The organism is Amycolatopsis sacchari (genome assembly GCF_900114035.1).
Taxonomy (GTDB): Bacteria; Actinomycetota; Actinomycetes; order Mycobacteriales; family Pseudonocardiaceae; genus Amycolatopsis_E; species Amycolatopsis_E sacchari.
In genome coordinates this window covers 258,644-282,565 of sequence record NZ_FORP01000003.1, presented here as the reverse complement: position 1 = coordinate 282,565, position 23,922 = coordinate 258,644, and the positions used below count along the sequence as shown (strand labels likewise).

Genomic DNA, 23,922 nt, shown 5'->3' with positions numbered 1-23,922 from the left:
TCAGGCGACGAGCTTAGGTTAGGCTAGCCGATGTTCTCGGAGGGAGAGTGCTCGTGCGGCTCGGCGAACTCGTCATCGACGTCACACCGCTCCGCACCAGTTCCGGGTACCGGCGGGTGTTCACCGCGCAGACCCTCACCGTGCTCACGACGGCGCTGACGAACGTCGCGATCAACCTGCACGTCTACCAGCTCACCGGGTCCTCGGTCCAGGTCGGGCTGGTGAGCCTGGTGTTCGGGCTGGCGCTCCTCGCGGGGTTGCTCGCGGGCGGGGTGCTGGCCGACCGGCTGGACCGGCGGCGCCTGATCCTCGGCACGCGCACGCTCGTGGCCGTCGTCCTCGCCGGGCTCGCGGTCAACGCCGCGCTGCCGCACCCGCTGCTCGGGTTCGTCTACGTCGCCGCCGTGCTGGCCGGGGCCATCAACGGGCTCGGCGGCTCGGCGCTGATGGCGGCCGTGCCCGCGCTCGTCGCCCCGGCGCAGCTCGCCGCGGCGGGCGCGTTGTTCACGGTGACGAGCCAGTTCGGTGCGATGGTCGGGCCGACGGTGGCGGGGTTCCTCGCTGCGGGGCCGGGCGTCGCGGCGTGCTTCGCGATCGACGCCATCGGCTACCTCGCGGGGGTCGCGTTGATGTGGCGCATTCCGCCGCTGCCGTCCGAGCGCGAACCGCAGCACCCGTTGCGTGCGCTCGCGGAGGGGTTCCGGTTCGTGCGCAAGGACCGCACGGTTGCCGGATTGCTGCTGATCGACGCGTGGGCGATGGTGTTCGCGATGCCGTACTCGCTGTTCCCGCAACTGGGCGAAGAGGTCTTCGGCGGTGGGCCGTCGACCGTCGGGCTGCTCTACACCGCGCCCGCGGTGGGCGCGTTCGCCGGTGCGCTCGCGAGCGGCTGGACCGGCCGCTTCCGGCACAGCGGCCGCGCGCTGATCGCGTCCGTCCTGTGCTGGGGGTTGGCGATCACGGCGCTCGGGTTGTCCGGGCACCTGTGGCTCGCGTTGGTGTGCCTCGGGATCGCCGGTGCCGCCGACACGACCTCCGAAATCCTGCGGCGCGCGCTGCTGCAGCACTACACCCCCGACCACCTGCAGGGCCGCGTGTCGAGCCTGTGGCTGGCGCAGGCCACGAGCGGTTCCGCGGTCGGCAACGCCGAGGCCGGGCTCGCCGCCCGGCTGCTCGGCGCGCCGGGCGCGGTGATCGGCGGCGGGCTCGTGTGCGTGGTCGGCGTGTGCCTGGTCGCCCTCACCCTGCCCGCGTTGCGCCGGGCCAGCCTGCGAGGGGAACGATGCCCGTCGCTGCCGTCAACGGCGTAGAGATCCCTTACCAGGACACCGGTTCCGGCGAACCGGTCGTGCTCGTGATGGGGACCGCCGCCACGGGCCGGGTCTGGCACCTGCACCAGGTGCCCGCGCTCGTCAACGCCGGCTACCGGGTGATCACCTTCGACAACCGGGGTGTCGCGGGCGACGAAACCGGGTTCACGATCGACGACCTGGTGGCCGACACGGCCGCGCTCGTCGAGCACCTCGGGCTGGGGCCGTGCCGCTTCGCCGGCACGTCGATGGGTGCGCAGGTGGTCACGGAACTGGCGCTCGCGCGGCCGGACCTGGTCACGCAGGCGGTGCTGATGGCCACGCGCGGGCGGTCCGACGTGATGCGGCGGGCGATGCACGACGCCGAGCTGGAGCTGCGGGAGAGCGACGTGCGGCTGCCCGCGCGGTACGAGGCGGTCGTGCGGGCGATGGAGAACCTGTCGCCCCGCACGCTCAATGACGACAAGGCCGTGCAGGACTGGCTGGACCTGTTCACGATGTCGCCGACGATCTGGACCCCGGGCCTGCGGGCGCAGCTGCACCTGGACATCGCCGGAAACCGCTTACCGGCGTACCGGGCGATCGAAGTTCCGTGCCTGGTCATCGGTTTCGCCGACGACGTGCGGCTGCCGGCGTACCTGGCGCGCGAGGTCGCCGACGCGATCCCGTCCGCCCGGTACCTGGAGATCGCGGACTGCGGGCACTACGGCTACCTGGAGCGGCCGGACGAGGTCAACGCCGCGCTCGTCACCTTTTTCGCGGCTGGACACCCTTAGTCTCACCTTACTAAGGTAAGCCTCAGCTTATTCGCCGATCAGGGAGGCTTACGTGACGAACCCCTTCGACGACGACAGCGGCCGTTTCTACGCGCTGGTCAACGACGAGGGCCAGTACTCGCTGTGGCCCACGTTCGCCGAGGTGCCCTCCGGCTGGCGGATCGTGTTCGGCGAGGACACGCGGCAGGCGTGCCTCGACCACATCGAGGCGAACTGGACCGACATGCGGCCGCGCAGCCTGGTCCGCGCGATGGAATCCGAGTCCTGAGCGTGGCTTCGAGCGTCGAGGAGGTCCTCCCGCTCACGCCGCTGCAGCATGGCATGGTGTTCCACGCCCTGCTCGGCGACCGGGTGGACGTCTACACGGTGCAGACGGTCCTCCGCCTGACCGAGGACGCCGATCCCGATCGGCTCCGGCAGGCGGCCGAGGCGCTCGTGCGGCGGCACGCGAACCTCCGCGTCGCGTTCCGCACGCAGTCCTCGGGCCAGTTCGTGCAGGTGGTCCGGCGTTCGGTGGCCGTGCCGTTCCGCGTGGTCGACGAACTCGACCTCGACGCCGAGCGTGCGGAACCGTTCGACCTGGCGCGCCCGCCGCTGCTGCGGTTCACGCTCGTGCGCGGGCGCACGCTCGTGCTGACGGCGCACCACCTGCTGTGGGACGGCTGGTCCGCGCCCGTGCTGGTCCGTGAGCTGCTCGCGCTGTACCGGGGCGAGCAGCTGCCCGCCGTGCGGCCGTTCCGCGACCACCTCGTCTGGCTGTCCAAACAGGACAAAGCCGCGGCGGAGCGCGCCTGGGCGGAGGCGCTGGCGGACCTCGACGGGCCGACGCTCGTCGGCTCACCGGCGGGCGGCTTCCCGCGGCGCACGGAGTTCCGCGTGCCCGGCGGACCGCTGGAGCAGGCCGCGCGGCGGCACGGTGTGACGGTCAACGCCGTCGTGCAGGGCGCCTGGGCGCTGACCCTGGCGACGATGACGGGGCGCGACGACCTGGTGTTCGGCGCGACGGTTTCCGGCCGCAGTGCGGAAGTGCCCGGCGTCGAGTCGATGGTCGGCCTGTTCATCAACACCGTGCCCGTGCGGGTTCGCCTGCGCGGCGGGGAATCGCTGGCCGGGTTGTTCGCGCGGGTGCAGGCGGAGCAGGCGCGGCTGCTGGAGCACCAGCACCTCGGCCTCGCCGACATCCAGCGCGCCAGCGGGCAGGCGAACCTGTTCGACACGCTCGTCGTGTTCGAGAGCTACCCGGTGGACGCCGAGATCCCCCTGCTGGCGGACGTTTCCGTGCGCGACGCCACGCACTACCCGCTCGCGCTGCTCGTCGTGCCGGGGGACGAGTTCGTGGTGCGCTTCGACGCGGATCCTGCGCAGTTCCCGGACGTTTCGGCGATCGCCGACCGGTTCCTGGCCGTGCTCGACCGGTTCATCGCCGCGCCAGAGACGCCTGTCGCGCAGGTGGATCTGGTGCGGGAGGAGCTGCCGTACTTCCCGGCACCGGTGCCCTCGACGACTTTGCCGGAGTTGTTCGCGGAGCAGGTCGCCCGCACTCCGGATGCCACGGCGGTGGTGTTCGAGGGTTCGAGCCTGACGTACGCGGAGTTGGATGCCCGGGCTTCGGCGTTGGCGCGGCAGCTGGCTGCGGCGGGGGTGGGGCCGGATCGGATCGTGGGTATCCGGCAGGACCGGTCGCTGGAGTTGGTCGTTTCGCTGCTGGCGGTGCTCAAGGCGGGCGGGGCTTATCTGCCGTTGGATCCTGACTACCCGGCTGAGCGGCTGGACTTCATGATCGCCGACGCCCAGCCTGTGGTGGTCCTTCCAGCCTCGTTGGAGGGTTTCGCTGAGCCTCGCCCGGCTGGCCCGGACAATGCGGCCTACGTCATCTACACCTCGGGTTCGACCGGCCGCCCGAAGGGGGTGGTGGTCACCCACCGCGCGATCGTGAACCGTCTGTTGTGGATGCAGCACGAGTACGGTCTCACCGCCGAGGACGCGGTGTTGCAGAAGACCCCGTCGAGCTTCGACGTGTCGGTGTGGGAGTTCTTCTGGCCGTTGATCACCGGCGCCAAGTTGGTGCTCGCGAAGCCTGGCGGCCACAAGGACCCCGACTACCTGGCCGAACTCATGCCGCAGGTGACGACCGTCCACTTTGTCCCGTCGATGTTGCGGGCGTACGGTGACCGGCCGCTGCCGAAGCGGGTGATCACGAGCGGGGAAGCGCTTTCCGTCGACATCGCCAAGCCGGGCATGCACAACCTCTACGGCCCCACCGAAGCTGCCGTGGACGTCACGCACTGGACCGTGACGGATGAGGTGGCGATCGGGCGGCCGGTGTGGAACACGAGCGTCCACGTTCTGGACCGGCTGCTGCGGCCTGCCGACGTGGGCGAGCTGTACCTCGGGGGTGTACAGCTCGCCCGCGGTTACCTCAACCGCCCGGGCCTCACCGCATCGCGGTTCGTGGCGGGGCCGAACGGCGAGAGGCTGTACCGCACGGGGGACCTCGTGCGGCAGGTCGACGGCGTGCTGCACTACCTCGGCCGCACCGACGACCAGGTCAAGATCCGTGGCTTCCGCGTGGAACTCGGCGAGGTCGAAGCCGCGCTGACCGCCCTGCCGGGGGTCAAGGCCGCCGCCGTCGCCGTGCGAAGTGAGCAGCAGCAGCTCATCGGGTACGTCGTGCCGGAGGACGGCGCGAGCGTCGACACCTCCGCGCTGCGGCTGCCCGAGCACCTGACGCCGTCGGTGATCGTGACCCTCGACGCCCTGCCGCTCACCCCGAGCGGCAAACTCGACCGCAAGGCCCTGCCCGAACCGGCCCTCCAGACCAACAGCGCACCCGCGACCGATCCGCGCGAGCAGATCCTGTGCGAGCTGTTCGCCGACGTCCTCGGCCTCGGCGCGGTCGGGCCACACGACGACTTCTTCGCCCTCGGCGGGCATTCCCTGCTCGCCACGCGCCTGGTCAGCCGCGTGCGCCGGACGTTCGGCGTCGACCTGCCGCTGCGTGCCGTCTTCGACGCCCCGACCGCCGCGCGCCTGGCCCGGCTCCTCGCCGGCGGCGAACGTCGTCCCGCGCTCACCAAGCGCGAGCGCCCCGCGGAGATACCGCTTTCTCCGGCGCAGCGCAGCCTGTGGTTCCTCTACCGCTTGGAGGGCCCGAACCCGACGTACAACATCCCGTTCACGGCGCGCCTCACCGGCCCGCTCGACACCGAGGCGCTCGACGCGGCCCTGCTGGACGTCGTGACCAGGCACGAATCCCTGCGCACGATCTTCCCCGGCACGGAACCACGGCAGGAGGTCCTCGCCCCCGCCCCGGTTCAGCGTGGCACAGCGGAACACTGCTTCCGCCTCGACGCGGAACCGCCGATCCGCTACGACCTGCGGCGCACCGGGGAGGACGAGTACGAGTTCACCCTGGTCGTGCACCACATCGCTGCGGACGAGTGGTCGGCACGCCCACTGCTGCGCGACCTGAGCACCGCCTACGCCGCCCGCGCCGAGGGCCGTGAACCGGAGTGGCCACCGCTGCCTGTCCAGTACGCCGACTACACCTTGTGGCAGCAGGAAAACGCGCGCGATGACAGCGCTTACTGGCGCCAGCGGCTCGAGGGCCTGCCCGAGGAGCTGCCGCTGCCGACCGACCGTCCGCGCCCGCAGCAGCCGAGCCGCCGCGGCGGCAGCGTCCGGGTGCCGTTGCCCGACCTGCGGCAGCTCGCACGGAAGCTGGGCGTGACGGACCTGATGGTCGGCCAGGCCGCGGTCGCCGTGCTGCTGCACCGCCTCGGCGCGGGCGAGGACATCCCGCTCGGCACGCCGACCGCCGGCCGCGGTGACGAAAGCCTCGACGACGTGGTCGGCTTCTTCGTCAACAACCTCGTGCTGCGGACCGACCTGTCCGGCAACCCGACGTTCCGCGAGCTGCTGGCGCGGGTGCGGGAGACGAACCTGGAGGCGTACTCACACCAGGACCTGCCGTTCGAACGCGTCGTCGAAGCGGTGAACCCGCCGCGCTCACCAGGGCGGCACCCGCTGTTCCAGACGATGGTGTCGTACCAGGACCTCGACGCCTCATTGGCGCTGCCCGGCGTCACGGTGACCCCGCTCGACCCCGGCGTGACGGGCGCGAAGTTCGACCTCGCGTTCCACTTCGGGCCAGGCGAATGCGCCGTCACCTACAGTGCCGACCTGTTCGACGAGTCCACAGTGGAGGGATTCGCGCAGCGGCTGGCAAGGCTGCTCAATGCATTCGTCGCCGAGCCGAGCCGTCCGGTCGGGCTGGTCGACGTGCTGTCCGAGGACGAGCACGCGCAGCTCCGCGCCTTCAACGACACCGCCGAGACACGACCGGAGACCACGCTCACGGCGATGGTCGAGGAGCAGGTCGCCCGCACTCCGGACGCCATCGCCGTCGAGTTCCACGACGCCAAGCTCACCTACGCCGAACTCGACGCCCGCGCGAACCACGTGGCACACCGCCTGCGTGAGCTGGGTGTCGGGCCGGAACAGACCGTCGGCATGCACTGGGAGCGGTCGATCGAACTGGTCGTCGGGCTGCTCGGTGCGGAGAAGGCCGGGGCCGCGTTCGTGCCGCTGGAGCCGTCGTGGCCCCAGCGCCGCATTGCGGAGGTCTGCGAAAACGCCAGACTCGCCGCGATCCTGAGTGGTGAGAAACACGACGAGCCCGTGCGTGACCTGGGCGTGCCGATCGTGCACATCGGCGAGGAGTCCACTTTGGAGCGAGTCGAGGCGACCATCCTGCCGGAGAACCTGGCCTACGTCATCTACACCTCGGGCTCCACCGGCACCCCGAAGGGCGCGATGATCCGCCACCGCGCGATCACGCACCGGCTCCTGTGGCAACGCGAGCTCCTGGGCTTCGGACCGGGGGACGCGTCGCTGTTCAAGGCACCGCTCGGGTTCGACATCTCGATCAACGAGATCTTCCTGCCGTTGGTCACCGGCGGGAAGCTGGTGATCGCCGAACCCGGCGGTGAGCGCGACATCGACTACCTGCTCGGCCTGATCACACGGCACGAGGTCACGTTCACCTACCTGCCGTCGTCGATCCTCGACCTGCTGCTGCAGATCGACGGCTTCGCCGGGAAGGCGCGCTCGCTCAAGCACGTGTGGTGCGGTGGCGAGGTGCTCACGCCGGAGCTGTTCCAGCGGTTCCGTGAAGCCAGCGACGCCGTGATGTACCACGGCTACGGGCCGGCCGAGGCGACCATCGGGGTCAGCCACGTCGTGTACCGGGACGCCGTGCGGACAGCGGTGTCGATCGGCAAGCCCAACGGCAACACGCGCCTGTACGTGCTGGACCGCAATCTCATGCCGGTACCCATCGGAGTGCCGGGCGAGCTGTACGCGGGCGGTGTCTACCTCGGCCGCGGCTACCTCAACGACCCGAAGCGCACCGCCGACCATTTCGTCGCCGATCCCTTCGGCCCGCCTGGATCCCGTCTGTACCGCACCGGCGACCTGGCCCGGTGGCAGCCCGACGGGAGCCTGGAGTTCCTGGGGCGCGCGGACAACCAGATCAAGATCCGCGGCATGCGCGTCGAGCTGGAGGAGATCGAGGCCGTGCTGGAGCAGCACGAGCAGGTCCGCCGCGCGGTCGTGTTGTTGCGCGAGGACCGGCCGGGGCTCGTCGGCTACTGCCTCGGGCCGCGGGTCGACGGGCTCGGCGAGTGGCTGCGGCAGCGGCTGCCCGAGCACATGGTGCCGCCGCGGTTCGTGTTCCTCGACGAGTTCCCGCTGCTGCCGTCGGGCAAGGTGAACCGCAAGGCGCTGCCGGCCCCGCTCGAGGAGGCGGCCACCGGCAGGTTGCCGGTCACCGAGACCGAGAAGCTCCTTTGTGGACTGATGGCCGAGTTGCTGCGGGTGCCCGAGGTTCGCGCCGACGACAACTTCTTCGCGCTCGGCGGCGACAGCATCCTGTCGATCCGGTTCGTGAGCAAGGCCCGTGCCGCCGGGCTGCAGCTCTCGCCGAAGCAGGTGTTCGAGCACCAGACCGCCGCCGCACTGGCCCGCACCGTGGATGCCGCCGTGGTCACGGCACACGACGACGGCACCGGTGACGTGCCGCTGACGCCGATCATGCGCTGGTGGACGGGCACCGGTGATCTGCACATGCACCAGGCAGCGTTGCTGCGGGTGCCCGAACCGTTCGCGCCGGACGCGTTCGAGCAGGTCCTGCAGGACGTCCTCGACCACCACGACTTGTTGCGTGCCCGGCTGGGCGACGGGGTGCTCCACGTGCCCCCGCGAGCGCGTGCGGTGGTGGAGCACGTGAACGGCCCGTACCAGCCGGAGAAGTACGCCGAAGCCGTCGCCGCGCTCGATCCGGCCGAGGGGATGGTCCGGGCGGTGGCCTTCGACGGGCGGCTGTTGCTCGTCCTGCACCACCTCGTCGTGGACGGCGTGTCGTGGCGGATCCTCGCCGAGGACCTGGCCGAGGCGTGGACGGCCCGCGCGGCCGGGCGTGCCCCGGCGCTGGCGCCGGTGCCGACTTCGTTCCGCAGCTGGGCACTCGCCACCGCCCGGCCCACGCCGGTGCACCCGCGCAAGGCCGAGGCCACGAAGGGCCGGTTGACCGTCGAACTCGGCATGGCGGAGACGAGGAAGCTGCTCGAAGGCAAGCACGCCCGTGTCCAGGAAGTGCTGATCACCGCTCTGGGCCGCGCGCTCGGCCCGGCGACGATCGCGCTGGAGGGGCACGGCCGCGAGGAGCAGCTGGTGCCGGGCGCGGACCTGTCCCGCACGGTCGGCTGGTTCACCACGGTCTACCCGTTCGAGCTGCGTGGAGAACCGTTGGCGCAGGTCAAGGAACGCCTGCGGGCGATCCCGGACTCCGGCTTCGGCCAGGAGATCCCCGACGCCGAAATCGGCTTCAACTACCTCGGCCGGTTCGACCTGACCGAAGGCGACTGGACGCCGGGCCCAGAGCAGCTGCCACCGCCCGAGTTGCAGCACCGGGCGCTGGAGATCAATGCCCTGACGGAAGACGGCCCCGGTGGTCCGGTCCTCAAGGCGACGTGGTCGTGGACGGCGAAGCACAGCGAGGTCGAGGTGCGCAAGCAGGCCGAGGCGTGGCGCGAGGCGCTGACCGGCGACCTCGACGCGGGGCTCACGCCGTCGGACGTGCCGCTGGTGTCGCTCAACCAGGGGCAGCTCGACCGCCTCGCCGCGAAGTGGGGAAAGAAGTGATCGAGGACATCCTGCCGCTTTCCCCGCTCCAGCAGGGAATGCTGTTCCACGCGTTGTACGACACGGGATCCGACGACGTCTACACCGTGCAGTTCGTGCTGGGCCTGCAAGGAGAACTGGACAGCAAGCGCTTACACGCGGCGGCGCAACGGCTGCTCGCCCGGCACGCGAACCTGCGGGCGGCGTTCGTGCACGAGGACGTCGACGAGCCGGTGCAGGTGGTCCTCGACGAGGTGGAGCTGCCCTGGACCGAGGTCGACGGCGACCTCGAAGGCGTGCTCGCCCGCGACCGCGCCGCGCGGTTCACCCTCGACGAACCGCCGCTGCTGCGGATGACCCTGGTGCGGATGAGCGACACCGACCACCGGCTCGTGCTGACGAACCACCACCTCCTGCTCGACGGCTGGTCGCTTCCGCTGCTGGTCAGCGAGCTGCTGGCGCTCTACGGCGGAACCGAGCCGCCCCGGCCGCGGCCCTACCGCGACTACCTGTCATGGCTGTCCACAAGGGACGTTCAGGCGTCCACCGAAGCGTGGCTGCGCGTGCTCGACGACGTCGAACCCACGCTGCTCGCGCCCGACGCTTCCCGCGTGCCGACCCGGCCGGGCAAGATTCGCGTCGACCTTCCGGCCGAACGGCTCTACGCCCGCGCCCGCGAAGAGGGGCTGACAGTCAACACCGTCGTGCAGTCGTTGTGGGGGCAGGTGCTCGCGCGGCTGACCGGCCGCGACGACGTGGTGTTCGGCGCGACGGTCTCCGGTCGTCCACCCGAACTGTCCGGAGTGGACTCGATGATCGGGCTGTTCATCAACACCGTGCCCGTCCGGGTGCGGGCGGACGCCTCGCCCGCCGAGCTGCAGGCCCAGCAGTCGAGCCTGATGGAGCACCAGTACCTCGGGCTCACCGAGATCCAGCGCGCCGCCGGCGGCGGGGACTTGTTCGACACGCTCGTCGTGTTCGAGAACTACCCGATCGACTCAGGCGCGGTTGGTGAAAGCGAGCGGCAGGCCGGGATCCGGATCAGCCAGGTCGAAGTCGACGACGCCACGCACTACCCGCTGACGCTCGCGGTCGCGGCGGAGGAAGCGCTTTCCGTCACCTTCGAGTACCGGTCGGAGGTGTTCGACCGTGAGCGGATCGAGGCCATCACGCGGTACTTCACGCGTGCCGCCGAGTCCTTCGCCGAGGGACGGCCGGTCGAGCTCCTGTTCCCCGAGGAGTACCGGCAGCTCGCGGAGTTCGGCACCGGCAAGCGCCTCGACGTGCCCGCGAAGACGATGTCCGAGCTGTTCGAGGAGCAGGCCCGCCGGACGCCGGACGCGCTCGCCGTCGTGGACGGGCAGCGGCGGCTGACCTTCGCCGAGCTGAACCGCCGCGCCAACCACGTGGCACGCCTGCTCGTCGGGCAGGGTGCCGGGCCGGAGCGGATCGTCGCGCTCAAGCTGTCCGCGAGCGCGGACATGATCATCGCGTTGCTGGCGGTGTTCAAGGCGGGCGCGGCCTACCTGCCGCTGGACCCGGAGTGGCCTGCCGAGCGGATCGACCTCATGCTCGCCGACGCCCAGCCGGTGGCCGTGCTGACCGAAGTGCCCGAGGGCGAGGCGGACGACCTGCCGCAGAAAGCGCTTCCCGAGCATCCGGCGTACGTCATCTACACCTCCGGCTCGACGGGCACGCCGAAGGCCGTCGTTGTGCCCCACGCCTCGATCGTCAACCTGCTCTGCAGCCACCGGGACCAGCTGTTCGACCCGGCGCGTGAGCGTGTGGGGCGGCCGTTGCGGGTGGCGCACGCGTGGCCGATGGCGTTCGACGCGTCGTGGCAGCCGATGCTGTGGTTGTTCGCCGGGCACGAGCTGCACCTCGTCCCGCCGGACGTCCGGCGGGACGCCGACCGGCTGAGGGAGTTCCTCGCCGAACACGCGATCGAGTTCGTCGAACTGTCGCCTTCACTGTTCGCGCAGGTCGCGACCGAGCCGTGGCGCGGCTCGCTGAAGGTCCTCGGCCTCGGTGGGGAAGCCGTGCCGGGGGAGCTGTGGCGGATGCTGCGCGCGGAGGACGATCTGGCGGTTTACAACCTCTACGGACCCACCGAGTGCACTGTGGACTCCGCTGCAGCGGACTTCGCCGACAGCGAGTCACCTTCGATCGGCTCCCCGGTCGGCAACGCGCGGGCGTACATCCTCGACCGGCGGCTGCGGCCGTGCCCGGTCGGCGTGGAGGGTGAGCTGTACCTGGCCGGTGCCGGGCTGGCGCGCGGCTACCTCGGCCGCCCCGGTACGACGGCCGAGCGGTTCGTAGCGAACCCGTTTGAGCCCGGCCGGATGTACCGCACTGGGGACGTCGCGCGCTGGACTGCGGACGGCCGCATCGAGGCGCTCGGGCGCGTCGACGACCAGGTGAAGATCCGGGGCTACCGCATCGAGCCAGGTGAGATCGAAGCCGTGCTCGCGCGGGAGGAACGCGTCGAGCGGGTGGTCGTGGTGCCCCGCGAGGACACGCCGGGCGTGCGGCGGCTGGTGGCATACGTCGTGCTGCGTGAAGGCGGTGTCGAAGGGCTGCGGGAGCGCGTCGCGGCGAGCCTGCCCGACTACATGGTGCCCGCGGCGGTCGTGGCCGTGGACAGCTTCCCGTTGACCCGCAACGACAAGCTCGACGTGAAAGCGCTTCCCGCGCCGGACTACGAGGGCACCACACGCGCCCCGCGCACCGAGACCGAAGCCAAGCTCGCCGAGCTGTTCGCCGAGGTCCTCGGTGTCCGGCACGTCGGCGCGGACGACAGTTTCTTCGCGCTCGGCGGCGACAGCATCGTCTCGATGCGGCTGGTCAGCAAGGCCCGCGCGGCCGGGTTCGGCTTCAGCCCTCGCGACGTCTTCGAGCGCCGGACGGTCGCCGAACTCGCACTCGTCGCAGGCAAGGCGAAGGCCACGGCGGATCCGGACGCCGGCATCGGCGAGGTCCCGTTGACCCCCATGCTGCACTGGCTCACCCGCAACGCGCCGTACGACCGGCTCAGCCAGGCCCGGCTCCTGTGTACCCCGGCTGGGCTGGATCTCGACCGGCTCACCCGCATGCTGCGGACCCTGCTCGACCGGCACGACGTGCTCCGGTCCACTTTCGACAGTGGGTTCGTCGTACACCCCCGTGGCGCCGAACCGGCGCTGCGGCGCGTCGAGCTGACCGACGTGGCCGCGCAGCTGCCCGAGGTGCTGGAGGAGGAGCTGCGCGAGCTGTCCCCGGCTCAGGGCCGGATGGCGCGGTTCGTGTGGTTCGACCGGCCCGGCGGCGACGGGCGGCTCCTGATCCTGCTGCACCACCTGGTCGTCGACGGGGCGTCGTGGGGTGTGCTGGTGCCCGAGCTGGCCGACCTGTGGGCGGGTCGCGAGCTGCCGCCGGTCGGCACGTCGTTCCGCGAGTGGGCGAAAGCGCTTCCCGAGGTTGCGCGGGCGAAGGCACCGGAGCTGGACCTGTGGCGGGACATCCTGTCCGGTCCTGACCCCGTGCTCGGCACGCGATGCCTGGACCCCGCTCGAGACACCCGCGCCACGATGCGCGCGACCCGCACGTTCCTCGACGCGGATCTGACGAACGCGCTGCTCACGACCGTGCCGGAACGCCTCGGCGTGACGGTCAACGACGTGCTCCTCACCGCGTTCGCCCGCGCCATCGCGCGCTGGCGCGGGGAGGACGGTTCCGTGCTCATCGCGCTGGAAGGGCACGGCCGCGAGGAACAGGTCGTGCCCGGCGCGGACCTGTCCGGCACCGTCGGCTGGTTCACCGACGTGCACCCGGTCCGCATCGACCCCACCGACGTGCGCAAGGTCGCCCAGCAGCTCGCGCTGCCCGACGGCGGCCTCGGCTACGGCCTGCTGCGGTACCTCAACCCCGACACCGCCCCCGAGCTGGCGCGGCTGCCGGAACCGCAGGTGGAGTTCAACTACCTCGGCAGGCTCACGGTCGGCGAGACCGAAGGGCAGCCGTGGTCCGGCGCGCTCGAGGTCGGTGCGATGGGCGGTGGCGTGGATGACGCCATGCCCGCGCCGTACTGCCTGGTGCTCAACGCCCTCGTCCGCGGGTCGGTGCTGGAGGCCGACTGGCAGTGGGCGAGCGGCATCTTCCCCGAAGACCGCATCCACGACCTGTCGCGTGAGTGGTTCGCCGCGCTGAAGGAGATCGCCGATGAGTGACCTGGCCGCCCGCAAGCGCGAGCTGCTGCGCCGCCGGCTCGCGCAGGCCGGGCTCGCCCGCACGGACCAGATCCCGAGGCGGGACCGCGAGGACGACCTGCCGCTGTCGTACGCGCAGTCACGCATGTGGTTCCTGCAGCAGCTCGAACCGGACAGCCCGGCCTACAACGTGTGCCTCGCGATCAGCCTGCGCGGGGAACTGGACACGGCCGCGTTGCACCGGTCGTTCCAGCGGCTCGTGGACCGGCACGAGGTGCTGCGCACCCGGTACGTGCCGGGCGCAGACGGCGAGCCGCGGCAGGTGGTGGACCGGTTCGCCGTGGTGGCGATGCCCGAGACCGACCTGCGCGGCCTGCCCGCCGACGAGCGCGAACGCGCGGTGGAAGCGCTTTCCCGCGAGGAGTCCGCGCACGCCTTCGACCTCGAACGCGAGCACTCGCTGCGGTTGAAGCTGCTCCGCAGGGCCGACGACGAGTACGTGCTCGTGCTGACCGTGCACCACATCGCGTGGGACGGCTTCACGTTCAACGCCCTCTCCCACGAGATCTCCGCGCTGTACCGGGAGGACACCACCGGTCGCCCGGCCGGGCTCGAACCGCTTCCCGTGCAATACGCCGACTTCGCGCTGTGGCAACGGAAAACGCTTACTGACGAACGGCTGGCGGGCGACCTGGACCACTGGCGCCGCGCCCTCGACCCGATGCCGGAGCCGCTGCCCCTGCCAACGGACTTCCCCCGTGGCGCGACCCGGTCCAGCCGGGGCGACCGTCGGTTTCGGACGTTCGACGCCGCGCTCACTGAACGCGCCACCGCGTTCGCCCAATCCCGCGGCGTCACGCCGTTCATGGTCGTGTTCGCCGCGTACGCGGCCCTGTTGGGCCGCTACACCGGCGCGACCGACGTGCCGATCGGTTCGGCGTCGATGAACCGCGACGCGGGCGAGGTCGAGCGGCTCATCGGCAACTTCGGCAACACGCTGGTGCTGCGGGCCGACCTCACCGGAGACCCGTCGTTCGCGGAGCTGGTCGCGCGGGTCCAGCGGGTGTGCACCGAGGGCTACGCGCACCAGGACCTGCCGTTCGACCTGCTCGTCGAGCGGCTGCGCCCGCCGCGTGTGGCCGGGCGGTCGGTGTTGTTCGACGTGATGCTGCTGTTCCTGACGCAGGGGTTGCAGGGCTTCGACCTGCCCGGCGTGACCGCGGACTGGCGGACGGTGCACAACGACACGACGCAGTTCGACCTCGCGCTGGAAGCGTTCCTCACCGACGGCCGGATGCGCGTCGAGGCCACCTACTCCACGGACCTGTTCACCGCCGCGACCGTCGACCGGTTCCTGGCGCACCTGGAGTCGCTGCTGGAAAGCGCTCTCAACGAACCGGACCGCGGCATCGGGCGTCTGGACTACCACTCCTCGGCCTTGCCTGCCGGCGCCGAGGTGGAGTTGCCCGCAACGACGTTGGCCGAGCTGTTCTCCGCGCAGGTCGCCCGCACCCCGGACGCGACCGCCGTGGTCTTCGAGGGCTCAAGCCTGACCTACGCCGAGCTGGATGCCCGGGCCGCGGCGCTGGCTCGCCAGCTGGCTGCGGCGGGTGTGGGGCCGGACCGGATCGTGGGGATCCGGCAGGACCGCTCGCTGGACTTGATCGTCTCGCTGCTGGCGGTGCACAAGGCGGGCGGCGCCTACCTGCCGCTCGACCCCTCCTACCCGCCAGAACGCCTTGATTTCATGATCGCCGACGCCCAGCCCGCGGTGGTGCTGCCTGCCTCGTTGAAGGGCGAAGCCGAGCCTCACCCAGCAGGCCCGGACAACGCGGCCTACGTCATCTACACCTCGGGCTCAACCGGCCGTCCGAAGGGCGTCGTGGTCACGCACCGGGCGATCGTCAACCGCCTCCTGTGGATGCAGCACGAATACGGGCTCACGGCCGAGGACACGGTCCTTCAGAAGACCCCGTCGAGCTTCGATGTGTCGGTGTGGGAGTTCTTCTGGCCCCTCATCACCGGCGCGAAGTTGGTGCTTGCGAAGCCGGGCGGGCACAAGGACCCCGACTACCTGGCCGAGATCATGCGGCAGGTCACGACCGTCCACTTTGTCCCCTCGATGCTGAGGGTGTACGGCGACCGGCCCCTGCCGAAGCGGGTGATCACCAGTGGCGAGGCGCTGCCGTCCGAGCTGGCCCGTCCACAGGTGCACAACCTGTACGGCCCCACCGAGGCCGCGGTCGACGTCACCTACTGGCCCGCGGCCGAGGGCGTCGGGAACGGCACGGTCCCGATCGGACGGCCGGTGTGGAACACGAGTGTGCACGTGCTGGACCGGTTTCTGCGTCCGGTGCCGCCGGGCGTGCCGGGGGAGCTGTACCTCGGCGGCGTCCAGCTGGCCCGGGGTTACCTCGACCGTCCCGGGCTGACGGCCTCACGGTTCGTTGCGTCAGACAACGGCGAGAGGCTTTACCGCACCGGCGACCTCGTCAAACAGGTCGACGGCGTGCTGGAATTCCTCGGCCGCGCGGACGACCAGGTCAAGATCCGCGGGTTCCGGGTCGAGCTCGGCGAGATCGAGGCGGCCATGACCGCACTGCCCGGGGTGCGGGCGGCGGCCGTCGTGGCGCGGCCGGAACAGCAGCAGCTCGTCGGATACGTCGTCGGCGAGGCGGCGGACGTCAAGCGGCAGCTGGCGAAGACCCTGCCCGAGCACATGGTGCCCTCGGTGGTCGTGCCGCTGGACGCCTTGCCGCTCACGCCCAGCGGCAAGCTCGACCGCAAGGCGCTGCCCGAACCCGAGGTCAGCGTCACCGATACCGAGCCCGCCAACGACCGCGAGCGTGCGCTGGCCGCGTTGTTCGCCGACCTGCTGGGGCTCGACCGGGTGGGCGTGCACGACGACTTCTTCGCACTGGGCGGGCATTCCCTGCTCGCGACCAGGCTCGTCGGCCGCGTCCGCGCGGAACTCGGGGTTGAACTGACCATCGGCACGGTCTTCGACGCCCCCACGGTGTCACGCCTCGCCGCCGCGCTCGACGACAGCGCCCGCAAGCGGCCCGCGCTCACGCCGATGCCGAGGCCGCGGCGGGTGCCATTGTCGTTCGCGCAGCAGCGCTTGTGGTTCCTCTACCGGATCGAAGGCCCGAGCCCCACGTACAACGTCCCGCTCGCGGTCCGCCTCGACGGGCCCCTCGACCTCGACGCGCTGCGGGCCGCACTGTCCGATGTGGTCGGTCGGCACGAGGTGCTGCGGACGATTTACCCGGAGTTCGAGGGGCGGCCGTACCAGCAGGTGCTGGACTGGACCCCCACGCTGCACGTCGGGGGCAGCGTGGCGGAGGCGGCACGGCGGGCGTTCGAGCTAGACCGGGAACCGCCGTTCGAGGCGCGGCTGTGCGACGGGCAGGTGCTTTCCCTGCTGACGCACCACATCGCGAGCGACGGCTGGTCCGGAGAGCGCTTGCTCGCCGACCTCACCGCCGCCTACACCGCGCGCCTGCACGGCCGCCGTCCGGATTGGACGCCCCTACCCGTGCAGTACGCCGACTACGCGCTCTGGCAGCGGGACCTCCTCGGCGATCTTGGCGAAACGCAGCTGGCGTACTGGCGGGAAAAGCTCGCCGAGCTGCCGGAGGAGCTGTCGCTGCCCACGGACCGCCCGCGTCCCACGACGCCGAGCTTCGAGGGCGACGCCGTCCGGTTCCGGCTGGACGCGAAGATCCGGGAAGCGCTTGCTGCACTCGCCCGCGAGACCGGTTCGACGGTCTTCATGACCGTGCAGGCCGCGCTCGCCGCGCTGCTCGACCACCTGGGCGCGGGCACGGACATCCCGCTCGGCACGCCCGTCGCCGGCCGGAGCGACGCCGCGCTCGACGGGCTCGTCGGGTTCTTCGTCAACACGCTCGTGCTGCGCACCGACGTGTCCGGCAACCCGACGTTCCGCGAGCTGGTCGAGCGAGTGCGGCAGACCGACCTCGACGCGTTCGCCCACCAGGACCTGCCGTTCGAGCGGCTCGTCGACGCGGTGAACCCGACTCGCTCGCTGGGGCGGCACCCGCTGTTCCAGGTGATGCTGGCGTACCAGCAGGCGCCGCGTGCCGCCGTGCCGTTCGGGGCGGCTTCCCTGCGGGAGGAGCACGTCCCGTTCTACGCCGCGCGGATGGACCTGTCGTGGCACCTGTTCGAGGACGAGACCGGGATCAACGGCTGGCTCGTGTACAGCAAGGACCTGTTCGATCGGTCCACTGTGGAGGATTGGGTCACCCGGTTCACGCGGCTCGTCGAGGACCTGGCGGCGCATCCGGACCGCCCCCTCGCGGCGAGCCGCCTGGCCCCGGCACAGGCGGATTTCCCGGTCGTGTCCGTACCGTCGGTGACGCTGCCGGAGCTGTTCTCCGCGCAGGTCGCCCGCACTCCGGACGCCACCGCGGTGGTGTTCGAGAGCGAAAGCCTGACGTACGCGGAGCTGGATGCCCGCGCCACGGAGCTGGCTCGCCGCCTGGCGGCGGCTGGTGTGGGGCCGGATCGGATCGTGGGTATCCGGCAGGACCGGTCGCTGGAGCTGATCGTTTCGCTGCTGGCGGTGCTCAAGGCGGGCGGGGCCTACCTGCCGTTGGATCCTGACTACCCGGCTGAACGCCTGGACTTCATGATCGCCGACGCGCAACCCACCGCCGTTCTCCCCGGCGAGTTGCACGGCGAAGCCGAACCTCGCCCGGCGGGCCCGGACAATGCGGCCTACGTCATCTACACCTCGGGCTCGACGGGCCGCCCGAAGGGTGTGGTGATCACCCATCGCGCGATCGTGAACCGTCTGTTGTGGATGCAGCGCGAGTACGGTCTCACGGTCGAGGATGCGGTGTTGCAGAAGACCCCGTCGAGTTTCGATGTGTCGGTGTGGGAGTTCTTCTGGCCGCTCATCACGGGCGCCAAGCTGGTCGTCGCGAAGCCGGGTGGGCACAAGGATCCTGACTACCTGGCCGAACTGATGCCGCAGGTGACGACCGTCCACTTTGTTCCGTCGATGTTGCGGGCGTACGGTGACCGCCCGCTGCCGAAGCGGGTGATCACGAGCGGGGAAGCGCTTCCCGCAGACATCGCCAAGCCGGGGATGCACAACCTGTACGGCCCCACCGAAGCCGCCGTGGATGTCACGCATTGGACTGTGACGGATGAGGTGGCGATCGGCCGCCCGGTGTGGAACACGCAGGTCCACGTCCTCGACCGCCTGCTCCGTCCGGTGGCGCCCGGCGTGCCGGGGGAGCTGTACCTCGGTGGCGTGCAGCTCGCCCGCGGTTACCTCAACCGCCCGGGCCTCACCGCCCAACGGTTTGTGGCGGCCCCCAACGGCGAGCGGTTGTACCGCACCGGCGACCTCGTAAAGCAGGTCGACGGTGTCCTGCACTACCTCGGCCGCACCGACGACCAGGTCAAGATCCGTGGCTTCCGCGTCGAACTCGGCGAGATCGAAGCCGCCGTCGAGCGGGTGCCCGGCGTGCGGCAGGCGGTCGTCGTCGCGCGGGAACAGCGGCTCGTCGCCTACGTCGTGGGTTCGCCGGACGGGGTGCGCGAAGCCGTTGCCGCCGAGCTGCCCGAGCACATGGTGCCCGCGGCCGTCGTGCCACTCGACGAGCTTCCCCTGACGCCGAGCGGCAAGCTGGACCGGAAAGCGCTTCCTGACCCGGACTTCGGTGCACTGGCCGGGGACGCCAAACCCCGCGACGACCGCGAGCGCATCCTGTGCGAGCTCTTCGCGGACATCCTCAAGCTGCCCGAAGTCGGGGTGCACGACAGCTTCTTCGAGCTGGGCGGCGACAGCATCATCTCCGTGCAGCTGGTCAGCCGCGCCCGCAAGGCAGGCATCCGGCTCACCCCGCGGCAGATCTTCGAGCACCGCACCCCGGCCGGCCTCGCCGCCGCCGGAGAGTTCACTGTGGACCCCGACGACGTGCCGTACGGCCCGGTCGAGCCGACGCCGATCATGCGGTACCGCGGCCTGTTCCAGGCGATGCTGCTGGTCGCGCCGCCGGACCTGACCGAACCGGCGCTCGTGCGCACGCTGCAGGCCGTGCTGGACCGGCACGACGTGCTCCGCGCCCGTTGGGACGGCCGCACTCTCGTCGTGCCGGAGGAGTCGTTCTCCGCGCGGGAAATCCTCACCCGCGCCACGGGTTCCCTCGACGACGAGCTGCTCGCCGCTCGCGACCGGCTCACCGACGAGCGGCTGCTGCAGGTCGTGTGGTTCCCGGACCGCGTGCTGCTCGTCGCCGACCACCTTGCCGTGGACGGCGTCTCGTGGCGGATCCTGCTCGACGACCTCGCCGAGGCGTGGCAGGGGCACGAGCTGTTCCGCAGCGGCACGTCGTTCCGGCGGTGGAGCCAAATCCTGCGGCAACAGGACCGCAGCGCCGAAGCAGACCTCTGGCGCGGCATCCTCGACGGGGCCGACCCGGTGCTGCCGTTGACCGACCGCGAGCCGGACGTCACCGAGTTCGCCGTCCCGCTGCCCGGCGGCGACGTGCAACAAGCGCTGGTCAGCGCGCTCGGTCAGGTGCTCGGAGACGCGGTGATCGCCGTCGAGGGGCACGGCCGCGAGGAGCGGATCGCCCCGGGCGTGGACCTGTCCGCGACCGTCGGCTGGTTCACGACGATCTTCCCGATGCGCACGACCGGCCGCGTGCGGGACCTGCCCGACGCCGGCCTGGGCTACGGGCTGCTGCCGCCCCTGGGCCTGTCCGAGCCGACCGTGGTCCTCAACTACCTCGGCCGCGTCGAGACCGGCGACGGCTCGCCGTGGTCGGTGGCGCCCGAAGCGCCGATGCTGCGCGTTCCGCCGCGGCACGGCCGGAAACCGGACTGGGCGCTGGAGGTGAACGCCGCCGCGGTCGGCGACGAGCTGCGCGTCGGCGTCGCCGCCCAGGACAGCGGCCTGGCCGACCGGCTGCGGCAGGCGCTGGCGGCGGCCGGCCCGGTGCCGGACCTGGTGGACGTCAGTCAGGACGAGATCGACGAGTTCGAAGAGGAGCTGGGCACGTGGTGAGTCAGCAACCGACGGCGGGGGAGCTGCTGCGGGAGGTCACCGACCTGCTGGGCCCCGAGGCGGCGGAACTGTCCGAAAACGACAGTCTCATCGAGTGGGGACTGGACTCGATCCAGCTCATGCAGGTCGCGAACAAGTGGCGGCGGCGCGGCATCAAGGTCGGCTTCGCGCAGCTGGCGAAGCAACCCACGCTCGCGGGCTGGCGCCAGGTGCTGGCCGAGGCCGCCGGGGTCGCGCCCGAGCCCGCGGTGAGCGTCGAGGTCGACGAGTCCGAGCCGTTCCCGCTCGCGCTCATGCAGCACGCGTACTGGATCGGCCGCGACGAGGAGACCACGCTCGGTTCGGTCGCCGCGCACCTGTACGTCGAGTTCGACGGCGAGGGCGTGGAGCCGGAGCGGCTGGAGCGGGCCGTGCGGGCGCTCGTGCGGCGGCACGGCATGCTGCGCGCGAAGTTCACGGACGACGGCCGCCAGCAGATCCTGCCCGAGCGTGCGCAGCCCGCGCTCGTCGTGCACGACATCGAGGACGAGCAGGAGCTGGAGCGCATCCGCGACCGGTCCTCGCACGCCCGGCTCGACGTCGCCGACGGCGAGGTGTTCTCCATCCAGCTCAGCCGCCTGCCCGGCGGCCGCACCCGGCTGCACGTGGACGTGGACATGCTCGCCGCCGACGCGCTGAGCTACCGCATCCTGCTCGCCGACCTCGCCCGCTTCTACGAAAACCCCGAGTTCGAGCCGATCGGTTACAGCTACCCGCGTTACCTGGCCGAACACGAGCTGAGCCGCAAGGCCTACCGCGAGCGTGCCCGCGAGTGGTGGCAGCAACGGATTCCCGAGCTGCCCAGTGCGCCGGACCTGCCGCTGGTGCCGGAAGGCGAGCGCGGCGACGCCACCCGCGTCACCCGGCGGCACCACTGGCTCGCGCCCGAGGACCGCAAACGCCTCGGCGCCCGCGCCCACGAGCACGGACTGACCCCGGCGATGGTCGTCGCGACCGCGTTCGCCGAAGCGCTCGCGGCGTGGAGCGCGCAGCCGCGGTTCCTGCTCAACCTGCCGATGTTCGACCGCGAGAGCCTGCACCCCGAGGTGGACCGGCTGGTCGGCGACTTCACCAGTTCCGTGCTGCTGGAGGTCGACTTCACCGAAGAAGCGTCCTTTGTGGACCATGCGCGGCGGCTGCAGGAACGGATGCACGCCGACGCCGCGCACGCCGCGTACTCGGGCGTCGAGGTGCTGCGGGACCTGTCGCGACACCAGGGTGAGCAGGTGCTCGCGCCCGTGGTGTTCACCAGCGCGCTCAACCTCGGAGAGCTGTTCGACGCCGAGGTCCGGCGCTGCTTCGGCGAGGCCGTGTGGATCATCTCGCAGGGCCCGCAGGTGCTGCTCGACGCGCAGGTCACCGAGGTCAACGAGGGTCTGCTGATCAACTGGGACGTGCGGGAAAACGCTTTCCCGGCGGGCATGATCGACGAGATGTTCGCGGCCTTCCACCGCCTGATCACCCGCCTCGGGCAGGACGACGACGTGTGGGACCAGCCGGTCGGCGGCCTGCTGCCGGCGAGCCAGGCGAAGATCCGCGCGAAGGTCAACGACACGGCGGGTCCGCGCAGCGGCAAGCTCCTGCACGACGGCTTCTTCGAGCGGGCGCGGCGGCAGCCGGACGCGCCCGCGCTGCTGTGGTCCACCGGCGAACTGACGTACGGGGAGCTGGCGGACCGCGCCCTGCGCATCGCGGCGACACTGGAACCGCACGACGTCGTCGGCGTGAGCCTGCCGAAGGGGCCCGACCAGATCGCGGCCGTGCTCGGGGTGCTCGCCGCGGGCGGCACCTACGTGCCCATCGGCGTCGACCAGCCGGCGGCGCGGGCCGAGCGCATCCGCCGCATCGCGGGCATCACACACACGATCACCAGCGCTGAAGTGGACGCCGAGCCACTGGCCGAGCCCGTGCGCGTGGACGAGGAGTCGATCGCCTACGTGCTGTTCACCTCCGGCTCGACCGGCGAGCCGAAGGGCGTCGAGGTGCCGCACCGCGCGGCGATGAACACGATCGACGACCTCAACGAGCGTTTCGGCATCGGCCCGTCGGACCGCTGCCTCGCGGTGTCCGCTTTGGACTTCGACCTGTCGGTGTACGACATCTTCGGCCTGCTGGGCGCGGGTGGTGCGGTGGTGCTCGTCGAGGAGGGCGACCGGCGGGACGCGCGGGCGTGGGCGGAACTGGTCGCGGCGAAGGGGGTCACGCTCGTCAACTGCGTGCCCGCGTTGCTGGACATGCTGCTCGTCTCGGCGCGTCCAGGGGAGCTGACCGGCCTGCGTACAGTGCTGCTCGGCGGGGACTGGGTGGGCACGGACCTGCCCGGTCGCGTCGCCGCGCACGCGCCGCGTTGCCGCTTCGCCGGACTGGGCGGCACGACCGAGACGGCGATCCACTCGACGGTCTGCGAGGTGCACGGCGTCCCGGGGCACTGGCGTTCGGTGCCGTACGGCACGCCGCTGCGTAACGTGGCCTGCCGCGTGGTGGACGCCCGCGGCCGCGACTGCCCGGACTGGGTGGGCGGCGAACTGTGGATCGGCGGTGATGGCGTGGCCCGCGGCTACCGCGCCGATCCGGAGCGCACCGCCGACCGGTTCGTCGAGTACGAGGGTCGCCGCTGGTACCGCACGGGTGACCTGGCGCGGTACTGGCCGGACGGCACGCTGGAATTCCTGGGGCGCCGTGACCACCAGGTCAAGGTGCGGGGGGTGCGGATCGAACTCGGCGAGGTCGAGGCCGCGCTGGCCGAACACCCGGAGGTGCGGCGCGGGGTGGCCGGGGTGGCGGGCAACCAGCTCGTCGCCGCCGTCGCCGGGAAGGTCACGCCCGAGGAGGTGCGTGAGTTCGTGCGGGACCTGCTGCCGCCGCACATGCTCCCGGCGCGCGTGGTGGTTCTCGACGAGATGCCGTTGACCGCGAACGGGAAGGTGGACCGCCGCGCGGTCGCGACGCACTGGGCCACGGGCGCGGACTCCTACGTGGCGCCGAAGACGCCGCTGGAGCAGGTGATCGCGAAGGTGTGGGCGGAGGTGCTGGAGGTCGAGCGCGTCGGCCTGGAGGACCCGTTCTTCGCACTCGGCGGGGATTCGGTGCTGGCAACGATGATCGTTGGCCGCCTGCGGGAAGCGCTCGACACCACGGAGGTAACGGTCCGCACGCTGTTCGCAACCCTCACCGTCGGCGCGATGGCAGCCCGCCTCCTCGCCGACGAGACCACGCCGGGCAGGCTGGAGCAGGTAGCGGAGATCTACCTGGAGGTAGACGCACTCTCCGAAGAGGACCTGGAGGGCGAACTGTCCTGAAGGCGAGTAGGGCCCCCTTCCGGGGCGGAAGGGGGCCGCAACTTCCTCGAGAAGTTTCCTCGTGAGGGCCGCGAAGGGTGGCTGGCT

The 23,922-nt window shown here is 71.2% G+C and carries 7 protein-coding genes; all 7 read left to right on the top strand.

Annotated elements, in window-relative coordinates:
* Positions 1-53: 53 nt before the first annotated feature.
* Genes entS through BMZ92_RS07995 form a run of 7 tightly spaced genes read left to right on the top strand, consistent with a single transcriptional unit; the run spans position 54 to position 23,835 of the window.
* Complete coding sequence (gene entS / locus BMZ92_RS08025) at positions 54-1,310, top strand: enterobactin transporter EntS (RefSeq protein ID WP_245782955.1); 1,257 nt, start codon at positions 54-56, stop codon at positions 1,308-1,310.
* Positions 1,283-2,086 (top strand): alpha/beta fold hydrolase, encoded by an 804-nt coding sequence (locus BMZ92_RS08020; RefSeq protein WP_091505084.1) that lies wholly within the window; start codon positions 1,283-1,285, stop codon positions 2,084-2,086. Before entS ends, BMZ92_RS08020 begins: the two co-directional genes overlap by 28 nt.
* Before the next feature lie 52 nt (positions 2,087-2,138).
* A complete protein-coding gene (locus BMZ92_RS08015) occupies positions 2,139-2,354 on the top strand; it encodes an MbtH family protein (RefSeq protein WP_091505083.1) in 216 nt (71 codons plus the stop codon).
* Between the two features lie 2 nt (positions 2,355-2,356).
* A complete protein-coding gene (locus BMZ92_RS08010; protein WP_091505082.1) occupies positions 2,357-9,289 on the top strand; it encodes a non-ribosomal peptide synthetase in 6,933 nt (2,310 codons plus the stop codon).
* The gene (locus BMZ92_RS08005; RefSeq protein ID WP_218153416.1) at positions 9,286-13,473 is read left to right on the top strand and encodes a non-ribosomal peptide synthetase; all 4,188 of its coding nucleotides are present in this window, start codon (positions 9,286-9,288) and stop codon (positions 13,471-13,473) included. Before BMZ92_RS08010 ends, BMZ92_RS08005 begins: the two co-directional genes overlap by 4 nt.
* Positions 13,466-20,497: a non-ribosomal peptide synthetase gene (locus tag BMZ92_RS08000; protein WP_091505080.1), complete on the top strand. Its 7,032-nt coding sequence runs from the start codon at positions 13,466-13,468 to the stop codon at positions 20,495-20,497. Before BMZ92_RS08005 ends, BMZ92_RS08000 begins: the two co-directional genes overlap by 8 nt.
* On the top strand, positions 20,491-23,835 hold the full coding sequence (locus tag BMZ92_RS07995; RefSeq protein WP_091505079.1) for a non-ribosomal peptide synthetase: 3,345 nt from the start codon (positions 20,491-20,493) through the stop codon (positions 23,833-23,835). Before BMZ92_RS08000 ends, BMZ92_RS07995 begins: the two co-directional genes overlap by 7 nt.
* Positions 23,836-23,922: the final 87 nt, after the last annotated feature.

Bases quoted from the DNA above. Each gene is read 5' to 3' on its own strand.
- BMZ92_RS08020 (WP_091505084.1), top strand. From the start codon at position 1,283: ATGCCCGTCGCTGCCGTCAACGGCGTAGAGATCCCTTACCAGGACACC.
- BMZ92_RS08000 (WP_091505080.1), top strand. From the start codon at position 13,466: ATGAGTGACCTGGCCGCCCGCAAGCGCGAGCTGCTGCGCCGCCGGCTC.